Annotated in this window: 20 protein-coding genes; 10 read left to right on the top strand and 10 right to left on the bottom strand. The window is 37.3% G+C overall.

The window, feature by feature from the left end; translation table 11 throughout:
• Window positions 1-221 precede the first annotated feature (221 nt).
• Together I215_RS01515 and I215_RS01510 are read left to right on the top strand one after the other, a co-directional pair.
• On the top strand, window positions 222-674 hold the full coding sequence (locus I215_RS01515) for a 6-pyruvoyl trahydropterin synthase family protein (protein ID WP_008990179.1): 453 nt from the start codon (window positions 222-224) through the stop codon (window positions 672-674).
• A gap of 53 nt (window positions 675-727) precedes the next feature.
• Window positions 728-1489: a UDP-2,3-diacylglucosamine diphosphatase gene (locus I215_RS01510; protein WP_008990178.1), complete on the top strand. Its 762-nt coding sequence runs from the start codon at window positions 728-730 to the stop codon at window positions 1487-1489.
• 18 nt (window positions 1490-1507) lie between these two features.
• Here the strand turns inward: I215_RS01510 and I215_RS01505 are convergent, their stop codons facing one another.
• The 9 genes from I215_RS01505 to I215_RS01465 form a co-directional block, all read right to left on the bottom strand.
• Window positions 1508-1912: a DM13 domain-containing protein gene (locus I215_RS01505; protein WP_008990177.1), complete on the bottom strand. Its 405-nt coding sequence runs from the start codon at window positions 1910-1912 to the stop codon at window positions 1508-1510.
• A 16-nt stretch (window positions 1913-1928) separates the two neighbouring features.
• Complete coding sequence (locus I215_RS01500) at window positions 1929-3500, bottom strand: protein adenylyltransferase SelO (RefSeq protein ID WP_156800160.1); 1572 nt, start codon at window positions 3498-3500, stop codon at window positions 1929-1931.
• Between the two features lie 31 nt (window positions 3501-3531).
• The gene (gene msrA / locus I215_RS01495) at window positions 3532-4086 is read right to left on the bottom strand and encodes a peptide-methionine (S)-S-oxide reductase MsrA (RefSeq protein ID WP_008990175.1); all 555 of its coding nucleotides are present in this window, start codon (window positions 4084-4086) and stop codon (window positions 3532-3534) included.
• On the bottom strand, window positions 4073-4537 hold the full coding sequence (msrB, locus tag I215_RS01490; protein WP_008990174.1) for a peptide-methionine (R)-S-oxide reductase MsrB: 465 nt from the start codon (window positions 4535-4537) through the stop codon (window positions 4073-4075). The genes msrA and msrB overlap by 14 nt, the downstream gene beginning before the upstream one ends.
• A 101-nt stretch (window positions 4538-4638) precedes the next feature.
• Entirely contained in the window at window positions 4639-6300 is a 1662-nt protein-coding gene (gene recJ, locus I215_RS01485) for a single-stranded-DNA-specific exonuclease RecJ (protein WP_008990173.1), read from the bottom strand.
• An 84-nt stretch (window positions 6301-6384) separates the two neighbouring features.
• A complete protein-coding gene (locus tag I215_RS01480; RefSeq protein WP_008990172.1) occupies window positions 6385-6810 on the bottom strand; it encodes an OsmC family protein in 426 nt (141 codons plus the stop codon).
• Between the two features lie 114 nt (window positions 6811-6924).
• Window positions 6925-7497, bottom strand: coding sequence for a uracil-DNA glycosylase family protein (locus tag I215_RS01475; protein ID WP_040459661.1), 573 nt, complete (start codon window positions 7495-7497; stop codon window positions 6925-6927).
• Between the two features lie 14 nt (window positions 7498-7511).
• A complete protein-coding gene (gene rsmI / locus I215_RS01470; protein WP_008990170.1) occupies window positions 7512-8183 on the bottom strand; it encodes a 16S rRNA (cytidine(1402)-2'-O)-methyltransferase in 672 nt (223 codons plus the stop codon).
• Between the two features lie 72 nt (window positions 8184-8255).
• Complete coding sequence (locus I215_RS01465; RefSeq protein ID WP_237738907.1) at window positions 8256-8957, bottom strand: hypothetical protein; 702 nt, start codon at window positions 8955-8957, stop codon at window positions 8256-8258.
• A 353-nt stretch (window positions 8958-9310) separates the two neighbouring features.
• On the opposite strand from I215_RS01465, the gene I215_RS01460 reads away from it, so the two are divergent.
• From I215_RS01460 to I215_RS01430, 7 genes are all read left to right on the top strand, one after another.
• On the top strand, window positions 9311-9991 hold the full coding sequence (locus tag I215_RS01460) for a thymidine kinase (protein WP_008990168.1): 681 nt from the start codon (window positions 9311-9313) through the stop codon (window positions 9989-9991).
• Window positions 9957-11060: an alanine racemase gene (gene alr / locus I215_RS01455; RefSeq protein ID WP_008990167.1), complete on the top strand. Its 1104-nt coding sequence runs from the start codon at window positions 9957-9959 to the stop codon at window positions 11058-11060. The genes I215_RS01460 and alr overlap by 35 nt, the downstream gene beginning before the upstream one ends.
• 231 nt (window positions 11061-11291) lie before the next feature.
• Window positions 11292-11714 (top strand): large-conductance mechanosensitive channel protein MscL, encoded by a 423-nt coding sequence (gene mscL, locus I215_RS01450; protein WP_008990166.1) that lies wholly within the window; start codon window positions 11292-11294, stop codon window positions 11712-11714.
• A gap of 207 nt (window positions 11715-11921) precedes the next feature.
• A complete protein-coding gene (locus I215_RS01445; protein WP_008990165.1) occupies window positions 11922-12911 on the top strand; it encodes an aspartate-semialdehyde dehydrogenase in 990 nt (329 codons plus the stop codon).
• 100 nt (window positions 12912-13011) lie between these two features.
• Complete coding sequence (locus tag I215_RS01440; RefSeq protein WP_008990164.1) at window positions 13012-15159, top strand: prolyl oligopeptidase family serine peptidase; 2148 nt, start codon at window positions 13012-13014, stop codon at window positions 15157-15159.
• 13 nt (window positions 15160-15172) lie between these two features.
• A complete protein-coding gene (locus I215_RS01435) occupies window positions 15173-16723 on the top strand; it encodes a M20/M25/M40 family metallo-hydrolase (protein ID WP_040459690.1) in 1551 nt (516 codons plus the stop codon).
• 75 nt (window positions 16724-16798) lie between these two features.
• Window positions 16799-17344 (top strand): DUF1697 domain-containing protein, encoded by a 546-nt coding sequence (locus tag I215_RS01430; RefSeq protein ID WP_008990162.1) that lies wholly within the window; start codon window positions 16799-16801, stop codon window positions 17342-17344.
• A gap of 194 nt (window positions 17345-17538) precedes the next feature.
• On the opposite strand, the gene I215_RS01425 is transcribed toward I215_RS01430, so the two are convergent.
• Entirely contained in the window at window positions 17539-18102 is a 564-nt protein-coding gene (locus tag I215_RS01425; protein WP_040459688.1) for a helix-turn-helix domain-containing protein, read from the bottom strand.
• 459 nt (window positions 18103-18561) lie between these two features.
• On the opposite strand from I215_RS01425, the gene I215_RS01415 reads away from it, so the two are divergent.
• Window positions 18562-19515, top strand: a complete 954-nt coding sequence (locus I215_RS01415; protein WP_008990159.1) for an ABC transporter ATP-binding protein — start codon at window positions 18562-18564, stop codon at window positions 19513-19515.
• The last annotated feature ends 61 nt before the right edge of the window (window positions 19516-19576 follow it).

The raw sequence follows: 19576 nt of genomic DNA, 5'->3' as shown, positions 1-19576 counted from the left end.
AATATATTTATAAATTGTAGAATTCCAAATATTAAGTTAAATTTTATCGTTTTTCATAACATAATGCTCCTCAAACTACATCATACCCCATAATAATCGATGATTATTGAAGTATTAATAGAGGAATTGAGACAAACCACCTCTATTGTGCAATCGATAACATTATAATTTGCACCATCAGGCTAGAAATTCTGTAGTATCTTTGCACAAATTTTCAAACGATGAGCACAATTAGAATTACCAAACAATTTAGTTTTGAAACTGGGCATGCACTTTATGGTTATGACGGGAAGTGTAGAAACGTTCACGGCCATAGTTACAAGCTATCGGTGACCGTTATTGGCAGTCCTATTACAGATCCTAATAATGTAAAACTAGGCATGGTTATCGACTTTGGAGATTTAAAGAAAATTGTAAAAGAAGAGATCGTAGATCAATTTGATCATGCGACTGTATTTAATCAAAATACGCCTCATAAGGAACTGGCAGAGGAATTATCCAATCGCGGTCATCATGTAATTCTTGTTGATTATCAACCAACAAGTGAGAACATGGTGGTTGATTTTGCCATTAAAATCCAAAAACGACTCCCTTCGCATATCAAACTCTTTTCGCTCAGACTTCAAGAAACTGAAAGTTCCTATGCCGAATGGTATGCTAGTGATAATAGCTAGTGCGCTCCTAGAAGTTCTCTAATTATTATATCTTTATCCTCAAAACAAACCGAATGCAAATTCCAAAGGGTAAAAAAATATATTTTGCTTCCGACAATCATTTGGGAGCACCTACACAAAAACAGAGTTTGGTTCGCGAAAAGAAATTCGTGCATTGGCTTGATACTGTAAGTAAAGATGCTGCAGCTATTTTTCTCTTAGGGGATCTATTTGATTTTTGGTTTGAGTATAAAACAGTTGTGCCAAAAGGCTTTACTAGAACTCTTGGTAAACTTGCTGAATTAACCGATGCTGGAATTCCTATTTATTATTTTGTCGGAAATCACGATTTGTGGATGAATGGCTATTTCGAGCAGGAACTCAATATTGAAGTTTTTCATCAACCCAAAGAGTTTCAATTTAATGACACATCTTTTTTTATAGGCCATGGTGATGGTTTGGGCCCTGGAGATAAAGGGTATAAACGTATGAAAAAACTTTTTACAAACCCTGTGGCAAAATGGTTCTTTAGATGGTTACACCCCGATCTAGGTGTTCGCCTTGCACAGTATCTATCGGTGAAAAATAAGTTAATTTCTGGCGATGAAGACATTACCTTTTTAGGGGAAGATAAAGAGTGGTTGGTACAATACGCAAAGCGTAAATTAGAACAAAAGCACCGCGATTATTTTGTGTTTGGCCACAGACATCTGCCTCTTGAAATTTCCTTAGGGAATCAAAGTCATTATATTAATCTTGGGGATTGGATTCAGTATTATACCTATGGGGTTTTTGATGGAGAAACTATGGAGCTCAAGACTTTTGAGAATCCTTAATCTTCCTCTTGACTGCCTTTAATTTTCTGCCTCTAGAGAGACTCCTCCCCAGACCACGGAAAACTGAGGGCAAAAAATCACTAAGGATTTATAATCACCAGGTTGGATACCTTTTGGAAATGGATATTTTTGAGCACCTTTATTAGATTTTAACCCAGCAATCATTACTCCTCCATTTTTGTCAATAGATTCTCTATCACCAATTTCCTCAATTGTCATTGGGGATAGATAGACCTTTAGATCTGGCCCAGCAAGGGTCATAAAATCATTGCCTAACACAAAATAAAAGGTTCCTTGATCTTCTTGAATTTTCCAATTTCCTTCTACGGAATACACTTTGTCCGTCCATTGGTCTCCCTGTTGGGCGAGCAATAGAGAAGGTGATGTTATAAACAACAACAGGGTTAAAAGATTGGTTTTCATTTGATTGGTTTTTTGGTTATGAACTGCAGGATAACATTGAGCAACCTACTTTATCAGCGGCCCATTGTGGTCGTTTCGCAAACCATTTTTCAAACTGCGGTTGTTCTTTATATGGGTTTTGTAACATGATGTAAAATTGGTCTATTAAACCGTAATCTCCCTGCTCGGCGGCATCTATTGCCAGCTGGGCCATATAGTTTCTCAACACATATTTGGGGTTTGTGTTATTCATTTTAATTTTTCGTTGTTCATCCGCGGCATCCTCTAACTTCAGACGCTCACTGTACTTTACAAACCAAGCATTCCACTTTTGTTTTATTTCATGGTTAAGCTCTTCTTTAACGTAAAAGGCATCCATTATCGTATCTAAACCTTGCTTTGGTTTGTTCTTGCTAAAGGTACTCAATTTTCTATAAAACAGAGTCATGTCTGTTTCTGTGAGAGTTAATACTTGATCTAATTCGCTTAAAAGCTCGACGTCATCAGGATGTTCTTTTTCTAGGCCTAGCTTAGATCTTAGCATTTTTAAGTACTTTGTGGTAAAGGCACTTTCATAACTTTCAAGGATTTCTTCAATCGGTTCTAACTCCTCAATTAAAGGATAGAGTGCATTGGCCAATTGATAGAGATTCCACAATCCTACATTGTGTTGGTTAGCAAATCGATATCGCTTTTGTGGTAAATCTGTAGTATTTGGAGTCCAATTGTGGTCATAGACCTCTAGCCATCCATATGGCCCATAATCAATAGTGAGACCCAGAATAGACATATTATCAGTATTTAGCACCCCGTGAACAAAACCTACTCTCTGCCAGTGAATAATCGTATCCAGAGTACGCCTCATGACTTCTTTAAAAAAGGCTATATAAGTCGTCTTGGATGGGGCTCCAAGATGAGGATAAAAGTATTTTATCGTGTAATCAGTCAATCGCTTAAGATTTTCTATATCACCCCTTTGAGAGTAAAGTTCAAAATTACCAAAGCGAATAAAACTCGGAGCAACTCTAGAGACTATAGCACCCAGTTCGTACTCGGGATTGCCATCATAAAGTATATCCCTGAGCACCTTATCTCCAGTTAGAGAAAGTGAAAGAGCTCTTGTGGTAGGAATGCCAAGATGAAACATGGCTTCACTACATAAATATTCACGAATCGAGGAACGTAGCACAGCTCGTCCATCTCCCCTTCTAGAATAAGGAGTCTTACCAGCTCCTTTTAATTGTAGAACATATCGTTTATCCCCTTTAATTCCTTCTCCAATATTAATAGCCCGTCCATCTCCTAACTGCCCAGCCCAATTACCAAACTGATGTCCGCCGTAATTCATGGCATAGGGCTTACTCTGGGATAAAGGCTCATTTCCCGTGACTATATTAAGGAATTGACCCCCTTGGATATCCTTTTCAGACAAGCCAAGTTGATCACTTAAATCCTTTGAGACATGGAGTAGTTTTGGTGCTTTACTTTTTTGAGGTTCCACAAAAGAATAGCTTGCCTGTTGAACCTGGCGAATATAATTTTCTAAAATGGGATCCCCTGGGAGTTCTCGAGTAAAACTATTATCGATATTTAAGTTAAGGTTCTTCATTGGTGCCATTTGTTTGAACTTTAAAAAGTCATTAATTATCTAAGGGCTTCAACCGGTCGGCAAAGTGCTGTTTTAGCTTTACAATTTTAGGAGTAATTACCATTGCACAATATCCTTGAGATTGATTGTTATTATAATAATCTTGATGATATGACTCCGCTGGATAAAATTTATCTAAAGGACTGATTTCTGTCACAATTGGATCGTCAAAATAAGATCCTAATTTCTTTACAACATCTTGCGCAATTTCCTTCTGCTTATCATTGTGATAAAATATAACAGATCGGTATTGGGTTCCCACATCTCCACCTTGTCTATTTAAAGTGGTAGGATCATGACTGGTTAAAAAAATGCCAAGTAAATCTTGATAGCTTATAATAGTAGGATCAAAACTTACCTGTACTACTTCCGCATGACCAGTGAGCCCGGAACATACCTCCCTATAGGTTGGGTGACCAGGAGCATTTCCACCAGAGTAACCTGAAGTAATGGAATGTACGCCTTTTAAACGTTGTAAAACAGCTTCCACACACCAAAAACAGCCTCCTCCTAGGGTTGCTAATTCATAGTTGTTACTTTGGCTCATGCTGTGTTTGTTTTTCAAGTTCAATTGATGCAGAATTAACGCAATATCGCAATCCAGAAGGTTCAGGACCATCAGGAAACACATGTCCTAGATGCGCATCGCAAACGTTGCACATCACCTCTACGCGTACCATCCCAAAGGAAATATCTTTATCATATTTAATAGCGTTTTCTGCAACGGGTTGCGTAAAGCTCGGCCATCCTGTTCCTGATTCAAACTTAATACCTGAATCAAACAAAGGTTCAGCGCAACAAGCGCAGTGATATTTTCCAGGTTCATGTGTGGTACAATGAGCACCTGTGTGCGCCATTTCTGTACCCTTTTGTCTAGTGATTTTAAATTGATGATCAGTGAGTATTTCTTTCCATTGCTCTGGAGTTTTCTCCACGCGCCTATTGGGTGTTGGATTCGAATTCTGAGTGAAATTTATAATGTCTTTCCAAGTAAGCATATCCTTTTACATATTTAATTAAACAACATTGATATCACTATAATATAGTCGAAATTATATCCTTTTCCTAACAGTTTATCAAGAGGTTTGAACGGTCCAATTCACCCGAGAATTGTGGGCTTAATATCTCTTATGATAAGTTGGAGATTCGTCTTTCCATTGAAATGATTCTCATCGATGGTGTAAAGGATGTCCACAGGTTGATTACTTTTTAAAAGAGTTAGTTTATGACCCATACCAAAAGCAATTCCATCAAAAATCACTCCGTCACATTGGGCTAGACTGAGTTTCAGATGTGCATCCTCTTGACCAACACATCTACTACTGCCAGTATCCCTTAGGTTTTGGGACAGAAATACTGGTATGGTATTTCCAGGACCAAAAGGAGCGAACTGCTTGAGTATTCGATAAAATTTTGGCGTGATATCGTTAAAATCAATTTTTAGATCTGCCTTAATTTCTGGGATCAATAGACGCTTATCGATAGTCTGGAGTACTACTTTTTCAAATTTTTCCTTAAAAGGCCCGTACTGATCTGGACTTAGGGTAAGACCCGCGGCATACATATGTCCACCAAACTGTTCTATACAATCACTGCATGCCTCTAAAGCATTATAAACATCAAATCCCTTAACAGATCTAGCGGAGGCAGCAAACTTATCGCCACTTTTAGTAAAAACAATTGTAGGCCGGTAATAGGTCTCGGTTAAACGAGATGCTACAATACCGATAACCCCCTTATGCCAAGAGGGATCATATACAACCGTAGTAGCACAATCTTCCTCCTTGTTTCTACTTATTTGTTCCAATGCTGCCTTGGTGATTTCTTTGTCCAAGTCTTTCCGACTACTGTTGAAGGTTTCAATTCCTTGAGCCATTTCTATGGCCTTTTCTAGCTTTTTTTCAATCAGTATTTCAACCGCATAACTTGCGTGCTCCATTCTTCCAGCAGCATTAATTCGAGGAGCAATCTTAAAAATTACATCCGTCATACTAAGCTTCCTATTCAATTGGGGAGTCAAGGCCTTAAATCCAACCCTTGGATATTCGTTGATCTGTATCATCCCAAAATAGGCCAATACTCTATTTTCACCTGTGATGGGAACAATGTCTGCTCCAATTGCTGTGGCAACAAAGTCCAAATATGAAATTAAGTCTGTGATGGTTTTTCCATCACTTAGTGCCAAGGCTTGAATAAGTTTAAATCCTACTCCACATCCGCATAACTCCTTATAGGGATAAGAGCAGTCTTCTTGTTTGGGGTCTAAAACTGCAATCGCATCAGGGACCTCAGCTCCAGGTCTATGGTGATCACATATAACAAAGTCGATACCTTCATCTTTGGCATAGGCCACCTTATCCAAGGCTTTAATCCCGCAGTCCAAAGCTATAATGAGGCTACAATTATGCTGCTTGGCATAATCAATACCTGCAAAAGACACACCATAACCTTCCTGGTAACGATCTGGAATATAAGTGGTAACATAAGGATATGATTCGCTTAGGTAACTATAGAGTAATGCCACTGAAGTTGTACCGTCTACATCATAGTCACCGTAAACTAAAATGTGCTCCTTATTTTCAATCGCTCTTTGAATACGATCCACAGCCTTTTGCATATCCTTCATTAAGAAGGGATCGTGTAGATCATTAAGTGAAGGTCTAAAGAAGGTCTTGGATTGATCAAAGTTTAAAAAGCCCCTTTGAATTAATAGGCTAGCTATACTATGATCAACATTTAATTGACCTGCCAAAAAGGCCACATCATCTTTAGCAGGTGCTGCTAAGAGGTTCCACCGGTATTTAGGAATTTTTATAGTGCTTTCGATTTGAATTTGTAATTTAGATTAAGAATTATGATAAATGGTTTGTATATCCATATCTGCGAATTTTCTAAACATCTCCATCACCCCGCAATATTTCTCTACAGATAAATTAACCGCCTTATCCAATTTCTTTTGATCCAAATTAGATCCATAGAAATGGTATTCTACTTTAACTTTATGATAATATTTTGGATGTTCATCAGTAAGCTGTGCAGTGATGTCAATTTTAAAATCCTCCACTTCAAGCTTCATTTTTTTCATCAGTGAGGCTACATCCAAACCAGAACACCCAGCAAGAGCTGATAGCATCAGTGCTTTAGGGCGTAGTCCTTCTCCATCACCTCCATCCTCTGGACTTGCATCAATGTTTAATTCCCCTGCAGGATTGGTAGAATGAAACTGCATATTGTTTTTCCAGGTGGTTACCACTGTAGTTGTATTTGCCATAATAAGTGCTTTTAAAAGTTGGATTTAAACAAGATAAAATTAATAGGAGAATCAAAGTTTATCTCCTGTTTGAACCATCAAAAATACGGAATATTAAGCTAAAAATAAGATCAATCAACTTAAAATCATCTCGACCCGTTGCTGCAATACTGGAAGGACATCGGTAGTAAACCACTTGTTCTTCGCCATCCAAAATCTATTGGTAGGAGAAGGGTGAGGAATAGGAAACTCGGTGGGTAGGTACTTGTGATAGTTCAAAACCGTTTGAGTTAAATTCTTTTGAAATCTTTCTCCAAGATACGCCTTTTGCGCGTAAGCTCCGATTAATATAGTTAACTCCACTTCACTCAAAGACTCTATGATACTTGGGTGCCACTTGGGTCGACATTCTGGTCTTGGAGGCAAATCTCCCGTTTTCCCCTTTCCAGGAAAACAAAATCCCATAGGGATAACGGCAAAATTATCCGTATTGTAAAATGTTTCTCTATCAACTCCTAGCCAAGTCCTTAGCTTATCTCCACTAGGGTCATCAAAATCCAATCCGCTTTGGTGAGCTTTTAATCCAGGCGCTTGTCCGATAATCATTATTTTTGATTTTTCATGAAAGCGAAGAATTGGTTTGGGCTCCAGCGGCAAATACTTTGCGCACAATTTACACTGTTTTATATCCTCTAAAAGCGTGCTCAAAGCGTTCCCTTTCTTTATGTTTTACCTGCTACCACAATTACGAATTCGCCCCTTGGAGCCACTTGCTCAAAATGAACGATGAGCTCAGAAACTGTTCCTCTTATAGTTTGTTCATGCAACTTGGTTAACTCCCTTGATACCGAAAGTGATCGTTCTTCTCCAAAATAAGTTGAAAAATCCCCAAGGGTTTTTAAAAGCTTGTGGGGTGACTCATAAAATATCATGGTCCGCGTTTCATTTTCTAAAAACTTTAAACGTGTTTGTCGTCCTTTTTTCACTGGCAAGAAACCCTCGAAAACAAATCGATCATTGGGAAGACCGCTATTGACAAGTGCAGGGACAAAAGCAGTAGCTCCAGGCAGACACTCTATTTCAATCCCATTTTCTACACATGCTCTAGTGAGTAAAAACCCAGGATCAGATATTGCAGGGGTGCCAGCATCACTTATTAAAGCCACGGTTAGGCCACTTAAAATACGGTCTACCAAACCAGGAACAGTCTTGTGCTCGTTATGCATATGATGGCTCTGCATTGGGGATTGAACCTGAAGATGTTTTAACAATTTTCCACTAGTGCGTGTGTCCTCTGCAAGAATCAAGTCCGCCTCTTTGAGTATTCGAATTGCCCTTAAGGTAATGTCTTCTAAATTCCCAATAGGAGTTGGGACAATATAAAGTTTTGCCATGTTGCGCGCTTAAAGACTACAAAATTCAACAATTTTGAGGACTTTTCTTTTAAAATTTTCTATCACTGAGATTTAAGAAAACTTCTGTTCTACTATAGTCATAAACCGTGTCTCATAAGTTTCCTTACCCTGCCAATGATTGTAATCTGGTTTTACCATGGTAACGATAAACTCCTGAGCATTTTCAAAAGAATCAATGGTGTTAATTTGAGAAACCACTCTTACATAATCCTCACTGCTGTCATTAAAAAGGTGCTTGATAAAAGCGAGCTTATCGTTTAATCCTATCTTAAACCCACCATGAGCTTGAAAATCTGATGGTTTTGGGTAATTTTTAACGATCATGGTGTCAACCTCTGAGGTTTTTGGTGTCACGGTCTCTTTATCTCGTTTGACAAATGTTGGCTGAGGAAGTATCCCAGCTAGTATATCCTCTAAGGTTTCTTCTTCGGGCATCTCACCAACCAAATCTTTGATCGTATCCATCACTGGCGTCATAATCTCTTCTTCGTCAGCGTTGGGATTCGATTCTGGAACATCCGTATTTCCTTTAAGAACCTCATTGGCTAAGACTTCAAATCGATCAGCAATTTCATGTTTGTGATCTGTTGTCTGGAGTTCACCAAAATGAGTTTCAACATATTTTAGGAGTGTTAGTTTTTCGTATAACTTTTGCGCTTGGGAGTGTAAAACAAGAACATCATCTGCCCCTTTTTTGTTCAATACCTTTTGCGCTAATACCATCAGTTCTGCTTCCAATTGCTTTTTCATCATATCTATTTTAAGCGATTCTACGATTAAATTACTTGGCCTTATACCACAACGATTAGGACGGCTAAAAGATAGCTATTTTTTTATTAAAAGTCCGTTTAATTTCTCTTAAAATACTGGGTGATTTTGCCGAAATAGTGGTTAAAACACGGGCTTACAGGATCAAGCATATGTTTTAAGTACTGATGAAAAAACTTTACCTCCAGATCAGGTGTTATGAAGTTGAAATTAAATTTAGTCGAAATTGTTGATATTATTTTTTTTAATCCGTAAACCAAAAAAATTAATTATGTAAGTTTGTTTTGTCGTATGCTAAAGCGAGAATTTCCTTTTAAATACCCCGAGAAAATAATAACATGTTTCTAGAGAATACAGTAAATCATAAAGAACAGTTTGGATGGATAGAGGTAATCTGCGGTTCCATGTTTTCTGGTAAGACCGAGGAATTGATTCGTCGTTTGAAACGTGCACAATTTGCCAAACAGAAGGTTGAAATCTTTAAACCCAGTGTTGATAATCGCTATGATGATCAAATGGTAATTTCACATGATGCCAATGAAATTCGATCAACTCCAGTTCCTGCAGCCGCCAATATTAGACTATTGGCTGATGACTGTGATGTAGTTGGTATTGACGAAGCGCAATTTTTTGATGAGGAAATTGTATCGGTATGCAATGATTTAGCCAACAAAGGCGTTCGGGTTGTGGTTGCTGGGTTGGATATGGATTTTAAAGGTAATCCTTTTGGCCCCATGCCTGCACTGATGGCTACAGCTGAATATGTCACTAAGGTACACGCTGTATGTACAAGAACTGGAAATTTGGCCAACTACAGCTTTAGAAAATCTTCCAATGAAAATTTGGTGTTACTAGGAGAAACCGAAGAGTATGAGCCATTAAGTAGAGCTGCTTACTTTAAAGCGATGCTAAGAGAGAAATTGAATAAAATGGAAGTCAAGGATGTGGTAGAGGTAACAGACCGCATTGAAAAAAATACAGATAATGACCAAGATTCAGGAAACAACACTGGAAATTAACCTACCCTCACTAAAAGCGAATTACCACCATTTACGTTCAAATCTAAATCCGAATACCAAATTCATGGCTGTTGTCAAAGCCTATGCTTATGGAAGCGATTCTTGCGAAATAGCCTTGTATTTAGAAAATTTGGGGGTGGATTATTTTGCTGTTGCCTACACTAAAGAAGGTATAAGACTCAGGGAAGCGGGTGTGAAAACACCTATCGTGGTGCTACATCCATTGCAGCTTCATTTCAAGGATATTATCAAATTTAATTTACAACCAAGCATCTATAGTTATCCTGTATTAGAATCCTTTCTAAAAGTTGGAAAACAAGAGAATCAGTATCCTGTTCATTTAAAATTTAACACAGGACTAAATCGTTTAGGTTTTAATGCGGAGGATCTCCCTGAATTACTCAAGAAATTTAAAGCTCAATCCCAATTAAAAATAGCGTCTGTTTTTTCCCACTTAGGAGCATCAGAAGATATAAATGAAAAGGACTTCACCCTTAATCAAATTAAAGCCTTTAAAGAAATTCGAAATGAGATCATTTCAATGTTATCTTATAGACCTCTGTTTCACCTATTGAATACCTCTGGGATTTTAAATTATAGCCGCGAAGCAGAATTTGATATGGTTCGTAGCGGAATTGGATTATATGGTTTTGGAAATGATCCTCAGTATAACCTATGCTTAACACCTATTGCAAGTCTAAAGAGTATCATCTCACAAATACACCATTTAAAACCTGGAGAAAGTGTTGGCTATAACAGAGGGCACGTTGCCTCTGTTCCAATGACTACAGCCACTATTCCAATTGGCCATGCCGATGGAATATCCCGGCAATACGGTCAAAGAAACGGGTTTTTAACCCTTCATGGTAAAAGATGTCCTATTGTGGGTAATGTCTGTATGGATATGCTAATGATTGATGTTAGCGGGGTGGACTGTAAGGCGGGAGATGAAGTTGTTATTTTCGGCCCAGAACATAGTGCAGCAGAACTAGCAAGCACAGCCTCGACAATTTCATATGAATTAATCACTGCCGTCTCTCAAAGGATTACCAGGAAAATCGTGTATTGAAACCCGTTTTAAAGACAAAGCTTGCGAAATTTCTTCTTTAGATGTGTAAGTAATATAGCTGGTGGAGAGGAAAAATAATCTATTATTTTTAAAATTAAATTGTATATTCGTGATTATCAGCCCAACCAATCTAGGGTCATAATTGACACTTTAGCAAACCAAAAATGAAATTATAATTCAATTACTTATAGTTATTAATAAACTAATTTATAAATTTTAAGTTCAAAGCTTATGGGATTTTTACAAGATTTTAAGTCGTTTTTACTTAAAGGCGACATTGTTAATTTAGCTACTGCAGTAATTGTTGGCGGAGCTTTTGGTAAAATTGTAACTTCTATTACAAATGATATTTTAATGCCTCCCATTGGGCTTCTTTTGGGTGGGGTGAATTTCAATGATCTAAGTATTGTACTAAAAGATGCCGTTGTTGATGGTGAGAATGTAGTTTCAGAAGCTGTCAGTATAAACTACGGAGCTTTTGCCCAGACCGTAATTGATTTTGTAATCATTGGGTTTTGTATTTTCATGGTTTTAAAAGCATATGAGAAAACCAAGAGGAAAAAAGTGGAAGCGCCTGCAGCTCCTGCTGGGCCCACTACTGAAGACTTACTTGCTGAAATTCGTGATGAATTAAAAAAACAGAATAATAAATAGTAAGGCATACCTCAAAGTGAGGTGCATACCGCTACACCATTATTAAATTTAAACCACGTTTAACCGCGTGGTTATTTTTTAATTATTCAACTTTTGTAACATTTTGTTATAAAAATATTTTTTCATCCTTTTAGATCAATAATGCCGTGAATATTAATTACTTTTGCTTTTGATTAATTACCGTTTAAGAAATCAAAATATTTTAAAATGAAAATAGCAGTTGTAGGAGCTACCGGGATGGTAGGCGAAGTCATGCTTAGAGTTCTAAAGGAACGTAATTTTCCTGTGGACGAATTATTGTTAGTTGCCTCACCACGATCTGTTGGTAAGCAATTAGAATTCAACGGCAAAAACTATACGATTATTGGTCTTCAAGATGCAATTGATGCAAGACCTGATATCGCAATTTTTTCCGCTGGTGGAAGTACTTCACTAGAGTGGGCACCTAAATTTGCTGAGGTAGGTTCTACTGTGATAGACAATTCATCAGCTTGGAGAATGGACCCTACCAAAAAATTGGTTGTTCCAGAGATTAACGCAAACGAATTGACTAAGGAGGATAAAATTATCGCAAATCCAAATTGTTCAACCATACAATTAGTTATGGCTTTGGCTCCATTACATAAGAAATACAAAATGAAAAGGGTAGTTGTATCTACCTATCAAAGTATTTCTGGAACAGGTGTAAAGGCTGTTCAACAGCTGGAAAACGAACTCGCTGGTGTTCAAGGAGAAATGGCTTATCCTTATCCGATCAATAAAAATGCCCTGCCTCATTGTGACGTTTTTGAAGACAACGGATACACTAAAGAAGAAATGAAGCTTGCCAATGAGCCTCAAAAAATATTCAATGATCATTCTTTTGCGGTTTCTGCCACTGCGGTTCGAATTCCTACTGCAGGAGGGCATTCGGAGGCTGTGAATGTTCAATTTGAAAATGATTTTACACTCTCTGAGGTTCGTAAACTATTAAATGACACTCCTGGTGTAGTAGTACAGGACAATCCAGATACAAACACCTATCCGATGCCGATTTACGCTCATGATAAGGACGATGTATTTGTTGGTAGAATTCGAAGAGACGAATCCCAAGATAACACTCTAAATATGTGGGTTGTAGCGGATAATTTAAGAAAAGGTGCAGCTACAAACGCAGTACAAATCGCTGAGTATCTTGTGCAAAATAATCTAGTATAAGGCAGATTAACCAAAAATATGTTAAATTAAGCCCTTGAATACAGTTATTCATGGGCTTTTTCTGTATTTTAAGCTCCGCTAATTTTAATCAAATTTCTCAATGAAAAAATTAATCGCTTTTGCGGTGGTCACTGGTATCCTACAATCTTGTGAAACCACCCAAACTAAAAATTCAACTCCTTTGGAATACCCAATTACTAAAAAGGTCGATACAATTGACACCTATTTTGGCACTGAAATTAAAGACCCTTACAGATGGTTAGAAGATGACCGCTCTGAAGAAACTGCCCAATGGGTAAAAGCTGAAAATGAAGTAACATTCAATTACCTTGATAAAATCCCATTTCGTGATCAATTAAAGCAGCGTCTAGAAACTTTGTGGAATTACGAAAAAATTACTGCGCCATTTAAAGAGGCTGGTTATACTTATTATTATAAGAATGATGGTTTACAAGACCAGTATGTTCTTTACCGTAAAAAAGATGGTCAAGATCAAGAGGAAATCTTTTTGGATCCCAACACCTTTTCCAAAGATGGTACTACTTCCTTAAGTGGAGTCAGTTTTTCTAAAAGTGGTAAGCTTGCTGCTTATTCTATCTCAGAAGGTGGAAGTGATTGGAGAAAAATAATTGTTCTAGATGCCATAACCAATGAGATCGTTGAAGATACCCTAATAGACGTAAAGTTTAGTGGTGTTTCTTGGAAAGCAGATCAGGGATTCTATTATTCGAGTTACGATAAACCTGAAGGAAGTGAGCTTTCTGCTAAGACGGACCAACACAAATTATACTATCATGAGCTAGGTAGCCCACAATCTGAAGATCAACTCATTTTTGGTGGTACCGAAGAGGAAAAACATCGCTATGTTGGTGGAAGTGTTACAGAAGATGATCGCTATTTGACTATAAGGGCATCAGTAGCTACCTCAGGAAATAAGTTATTTATAAAGGATCTTACAAAAGACAATGCGCCACTTATTCCTATTATGGAAACTACCGAAAGTGATACCTATGTTCTTGAAAACGTAGATTCTAAATTATACCTTGTAACAAACTTGAATGCACCTAATCGCAAAATAGTAACAGTAGACGCATCAAATCCAGGACCAGAGAACTGGGAAGACTTTATCGCTGAAACAGAGAATGTGTTAAGTCCAAGAACAGGTTCTGGTTATATTTTCGCAGAATATATGATCGACGCAGTATCTAAGGTAAATCAATATAATTATGATGGAAGCTTGGTTCGTGAGGTAGAACTTCCTGGAATTGGTAGTGTTGGAGGGTTTTCTTCCAAAGAAGAAGCTGAGGAAATTTATTACTCTTTCACCAACTATAACACCCCTGGAAGGACTTATAAATACGATCCCGAAACTGGTAATTCAGAAGTTTATTGGCAACCTGAAATTGATTTTAACCCCCAAGATTATACCTCTGAACAAGTATTTTACACCTCTAAAGACGGTACCAAAGTTCCTATGATAATTACTTATAAAGAAGGAATTGAACTAAACGGAAAGAATCCAACCATTTTATACGGTTACGGAGGTTTTAATATAAGCCTAACTCCATCATTTAGTATCTCAAGAGCAGTTTGGTTGGAGCAAGGTGGTGTGTATGCAGTTCCTAATCTTCGCGGTGGTGGAGAATACGGAAAACAGTGGCATGATGCAGGTACTAAAATGCAAAAACAAAATGTATTTGACGATTTTATTGCTGCAGCTGAATACCTAATTGAAAAAGGATATACTTCTTCAGATTATTTAGCAATCAGTGGTGGATCCAACGGAGGATTACTTGTGGGTGCAACCATGACCCAACGTCCAGAACTGATGAAAGTAGCACTTCCTGCAGTAGGAGTATTGGATATGTTGCGTTACCACACCTTTACAGCTGGTGCGGGCTGGGCGTATGATTATGGGACCTCACAAGACAATAAAGAAATGTTTGAATATTTATTGGGCTATTCTCCCGTTCACAATGTGAAAGCAGGAGTGGAATATCCTGCAACTTTAATTACAACTGGAGATCATGATGACCGTGTAGTTCCCGCTCATAGTTTCAAATTTGCAGCAGAGCTTCAGGACAAGCAAAGTGGTGACAACCCTGTTCTTATACGCATAGAAACCAATGCTGGACATGGTGCTGGAACTCCTGTAAGTAAGACCATTGAGCAATATGCTGATATCTATGGATTTACTTTATACAATATGGGATATAGTACACTACCTTCAGAAAAATCTAACAACTAAATCAAGTGAAATCATGAATTTTAAAATTACATGTACTGCAGTATTTTTCTCTATTACTGCACTAGTACAAGCTCAAACACAACAAGAAGTTGTAGATGCCCTTGTTAAAGAGGCTTCAGAAAACTCACAATTGGAAGAATTGGCCTATGAACTTTTAGAAGGAATAGGACCACGATTAGTAGGTACCCCACAGATGCAACAAGCACATTCTTGGGCTGTTGATAAATTTGAATCTTGGGGTATTTCTGCCAAAAATGAACAGTGGGGACAGTGGAAAGGATGGGAAAGAGGAATAACCCATATAGATATGGTTTACCCAAGAGTTGAAACCATTTCAGGAACTCAACTGGCATGGAATCCGAGTACTTCAAAAAAAGGAGTAACAGCTGAATTGGTTATCCTTCCTACGGTGGCTAACTCCGCTGCTTTTGAAAATTGGCTTCCTAGTGTGAAAGGTAAGATTGTGATGGTATCTATGAAGCAAACTACAGGGAGACCTGAAGCTAACTGGAAAGAATATGCTACAGAAGAATCTTTTGAAAAAATGAAAAAAGATAAAGCTGAGGCAGAGCGTAAATGGCGCGAAAATATGGAAAATACGGGTTACGACAGAAGAACCATCGTTGAGGCTTTGGAGAAAGCTGGAGCGGTAGGTATTGTACAATCGTATTGGTCAGAAGGTTTTGGTGCGAATAAAATTTTTAGTGCCTATACAAAGGAAATTCCTATGGTTGATGTTTCACTTGAGGATTATGGAATGCTATATCGAATGGTTGAACACGATGCCAAACCTAAACTTCGTATTGTTGCAGAGTCAAAGGACTTGGGCATGGTTCCAACCTTTAACACTATTGCAACAATTAAAGGGACTGAAAAACCTGAAGAGTATATCATACTTTCTGCACATTTCGATTCTTGGGACGGAGGAACAGGAGCAACGGACAATGGGACTGGAACCATTACTATGATGGAAGCCGCTAGAATTTTGAAAAAAATATACCCAAATCCTAAAAGAACTATCATCGTTGGTCTATGGGGAAGTGAGGAGCAAGGATTAAATGGTTCCAGAGCTTATGTAGAAGATCACCCTGAAATTGTCAGCAATATTCAGGCGGTATTTAACCAAGATAATGGTACTGGGAGAGTTGTTAACCTATCAGGACAAGGTTTTTTAAATGCTTATGATTATTTAGGTAGCTGGTTACATGCCGTTCCTGAAGATGTTAGCAAACATATTGAAACTCATTTCCCAGGCACTCCTGCTAGAGGAGGATCCGATTATGCTTCCTTTGTAGCGGCTGGAGCTCCAGCATTCTCCTTGAGCTCATTAAGCTGGGCATATTGGAACTACACTTGGCACACCAATTTAGATACCTATGATAAAATTGTTTTTGACGATATCCAAAACAATGTCATTCTAACTGTGATATTAACTTATATGGCTAGTGAAGACCCTGATCGTACTTCAAGAGTAAAAAGTGTCTTACCAATAGATAAGAGAACAGGAGAGCCCGGTGTTTGGCCAACGCCAAGACAACCAGAAAGAAATGGTGGAGCAAATTAAGTCCTCCAATCCAAAAATTAAACTCCAAGAGCTTTTCTTGGAGTTTTTTTAATTTTAAGCAAAATCTATTTTATTATGAAGCTTTTAAAGACATATATCATTCTACTTAGAGCAATAAATGTGGGTGGGCACCGTAAAATTAAAATGGCAGATTTAAAGCAGCTGTTGCTCAATAGTGGATACCAGAATGTGCAAACTTATATTCAAAGTGGGAATGTCATTTGTGTGAGTGAGAAAGAAAAATCTCAGATCAAACAACATATCGAATCACTTATCCTAGAAAACTACGGGTTCGAGGTTACTACCTTCGTACTAACTCCAACCGATTTACAGGCTATAATAGAGAATAACCCGTATGTAAAACAGCAAGCTCCTATTGAAAAACTCTATTGTACTTTTTTGGAAAATCAACCAGATCCTGAGTCCAAAGAAATTTTATTGGGCTTTAAAACTCAGGATGAAGAATTTATCTTTGATCGGTCCCTACTCTATTTCTGTTACCACAAAGGTTATGGGAAGGCAAAGGTGAGCAACCCTTTTGTGGAGAAAAAACTTAAAATTCAAGGAACGAGTCGTAACTGGAAGACTATGCGTAAATTACTGGAACTATCAAAACAATAGTTCAAATTAAGGTTTCTTAATGTCATTTTATTTTCGGCGTACAACCATGCTTTTAAAAATAAAAATTAAATGGGACACCCAAAACTTACAGTTAAACTACTCTATGATAGCTAGTTGTGAAATTTTGCATAAACAACCGCACAACACATCTTAGAATAAAGACCCTTATTTTAACCTCCATTTAAAGAAATAATTCAAATTTCATCAAGGGGTTTTCTTTTTTCTTCTTTAATCTCTTTAAAGTGACTAGGAGTAAGTCCCGTAACTTTTTTAAACTGATTACTCAGATAAGATACGCTGGAATAATTCAGTTTAAATGCAATTTCACTTAGGGAAAGTTCATCATAGACTAGTAATTCCTTTACCTTCTCTATCTTTTGAGCAATAAAATACTTTTCAATAGTAGTACCCTCTATCTCAGAGAAAAGCGTGGATAAGTAACCGTAATCAAGGTGTAATTTACGACTCAAGAGCTCAGATAAATTAACCTTTATTTCCGTGTCCTGATGGTGAACAGCATCAATAATGGTATTCTTTATACTTTCTATAATTCGGCTCCGCTTATCATCAATTACCTCGAAACCTAAGGGAAGTAAAGCCTGTTTGAGTTTCAGTTTATCACCTTCTTCTAGTGGGCTATTTAAATCCACTCTTCCAAGAGACACTGAATTAACATCCAAATGCAACTTTTCCAATTCGCTCTTCACAACCATTATACAACGGTTACAAACCATATTTTTTATGAAAACTGAATCCATAAACTTTACTTTGACCATTTTAAGCAAAGGTAAAGAATACTGTTTACTTAATCCTTAAATAGCATTTTTAACCCCAGCTGTTTACTATTTTGTGCTAAGCCATATCCAGAATACAAAAAAAGTGCAATAGAAGTCCTGATTGTTAATTTTAGTGATTTAATCTTTTTGCTTAACTTTAAATAATCAATTTACAAATAATCCAAACCTAAAAAGGATGAATCCAAACTTTAAACCCACCTTTGTTTTATTGCTTTTTATAGGTACCATCTTTACTATCATTGGTATTATCCTAATATTAATTTTTAATAGTAATACCATTGGGCTTATTCTACTTGGAATCGGGTTTGTGATTCAGTTTATAAACCTTTTCCTATACTACAAATACGGAAGGATTTCCAATGAGTAAAGGGTGAAATAAAAGCATATTCCCTAACTTTGGGAATCAAAATAAAACCGAATATGCTCAAGGTTCAAAACGTTACTTTTCAGTACGACACAAAAGAAGTTCTTAAAAATATTTCCCTGAAATTAAATCCTGGAGAACAACTTTCAATTATTGGGGAAAGTGGTTCTGGAAAAAGCACCTTATTAAAGATTATCTACGGATTATACCACCTTGAAAAAGGGAAACTCTTTTGGGGTGAAAAACGCCTTCTTGGACCAAATTACAACCTAGTTCCTGGGGAAGAATTTATCAAATATGTTGCTCAAGATTATGACTTAATGCCCTACATTACAGTGGAGGAAAATGTGGGTAAATATCTGTCGAATTTTTATCCGAGAAAGAAAAGTAAACGCATCGCAGAACTACTTGAGCTTGTAGGTCTAACAGCCTATGCAAAGACAAAGCCCACAGATCTTAGTGGTGGACAGCAACAACGTGTGGCAATTGCAAAAGCCTTAGCACAGCAGCCCAAATTGCTTCTACTGGATGAGCCTTTTTCTAATATTGATAACTTTAAAAAAAATAGCCTTAGGCGTGAACTATTTTCGTATTTAAAATCACAGAACATCAGTTGTATTACTGCTACACATGACAATATGGATTCCTTGGCCTATGCCGATAAAACCATGGTACTCAAAGAAGGTAAGATCATATGTTTGGATGATCCTAAATTGTTGTATAAAAACCCAAAAAACAAATATGTAGCATCGTTGTTTGGTGAGGTAAATGAGCTCTTAGAAAAACACATTGTCCCCAATTCCACCTCCAATAAAAAAATCGTTTGTTACCCGCATCAACTCCAGTTAAGTCAAAACGGCTATTTAACCGTTCGTGTTAAAAATTCATATTTCCAAGGAAGTCATTATTTAATTGAAAGTGTTTTGAAATCAAAAACAGTATTTTTCAATCACAATAATGCGATAGAGCCGGGTAAAGAAGTTCACTTAGAAGCAAATTTAAAGTCATAAAAAAAGACCAATGCATTCTTGATTTAGAATACAATGGTCTTCCACAAAACCTAAAACTTGT

This window comes from Galbibacter marinus (assembly GCF_000300875.1).
Lineage (GTDB): Bacteria > Bacteroidota > Bacteroidia > Flavobacteriales > Flavobacteriaceae > Galbibacter > Galbibacter marinus.
The sequence above is the reverse complement of the archived record's forward strand: the minus strand, read 5'-3'. Positions and strand labels throughout refer to the sequence as shown.

Coding starts and splice junctions, on each gene's coding strand:
- I215_RS01515 (WP_008990179.1), top strand. CDS start 222: ATGAGCACAATTAGAATTACCAAACAATTTAGTTTTGAAACTGGGCAT.
- I215_RS01510 (WP_008990178.1), top strand. CDS start 728: ATGCAAATTCCAAAGGGTAAAAAAATATATTTTGCTTCCGACAATCAT.
- I215_RS01505 (WP_008990177.1), bottom strand. CDS start 1,912: ATGAAAACCAATCTTTTAACCCTGTTGTTGTTTATAACATCACCTTCT.
- I215_RS01500 (WP_156800160.1), bottom strand. CDS start 3,500: ATGAAGAACCTTAACTTAAATATCGATAATAGTTTTACTCGAGAACTC.
- msrA (WP_008990175.1), bottom strand. CDS start 4,086: ATGAGCCAAAGTAACAACTATGAATTAGCAACCCTAGGAGGAGGCTGT.
- msrB (WP_008990174.1), bottom strand. CDS start 4,537: ATGCTTACTTGGAAAGACATTATAAATTTCACTCAGAATTCGAATCCA.
- I215_RS01480 (WP_008990172.1), bottom strand. CDS start 6,810: ATGGCAAATACAACTACAGTGGTAACCACCTGGAAAAACAATATGCAG.
- rsmI (WP_008990170.1), bottom strand. CDS start 8,183: ATGGCAAAACTTTATATTGTCCCAACTCCTATTGGGAATTTAGAAGAC.
- I215_RS01465 (WP_237738907.1), bottom strand. CDS start 8,957: ATGATGAAAAAGCAATTGGAAGCAGAACTGATGGTATTAGCGCAAAAG.
- I215_RS01460 (WP_008990168.1), top strand. CDS start 9,311: ATGTTTCTAGAGAATACAGTAAATCATAAAGAACAGTTTGGATGGATA.
- alr (WP_008990167.1), top strand. CDS start 9,957: ATGACCAAGATTCAGGAAACAACACTGGAAATTAACCTACCCTCACTA.
- mscL (WP_008990166.1), top strand. CDS start 11,292: ATGGGATTTTTACAAGATTTTAAGTCGTTTTTACTTAAAGGCGACATT.
- I215_RS01445 (WP_008990165.1), top strand. CDS start 11,922: ATGAAAATAGCAGTTGTAGGAGCTACCGGGATGGTAGGCGAAGTCATG.
- I215_RS01440 (WP_008990164.1), top strand. CDS start 13,012: ATGAAAAAATTAATCGCTTTTGCGGTGGTCACTGGTATCCTACAATCT.
- I215_RS01435 (WP_040459690.1), top strand. CDS start 15,173: ATGAATTTTAAAATTACATGTACTGCAGTATTTTTCTCTATTACTGCA.
- I215_RS01430 (WP_008990162.1), top strand. CDS start 16,799: ATGAAGCTTTTAAAGACATATATCATTCTACTTAGAGCAATAAATGTG.
- I215_RS01425 (WP_040459688.1), bottom strand. CDS start 18,102: ATGGATTCAGTTTTCATAAAAAATATGGTTTGTAACCGTTGTATAATG.
- I215_RS01415 (WP_008990159.1), top strand. CDS start 18,562: ATGCTCAAGGTTCAAAACGTTACTTTTCAGTACGACACAAAAGAAGTT.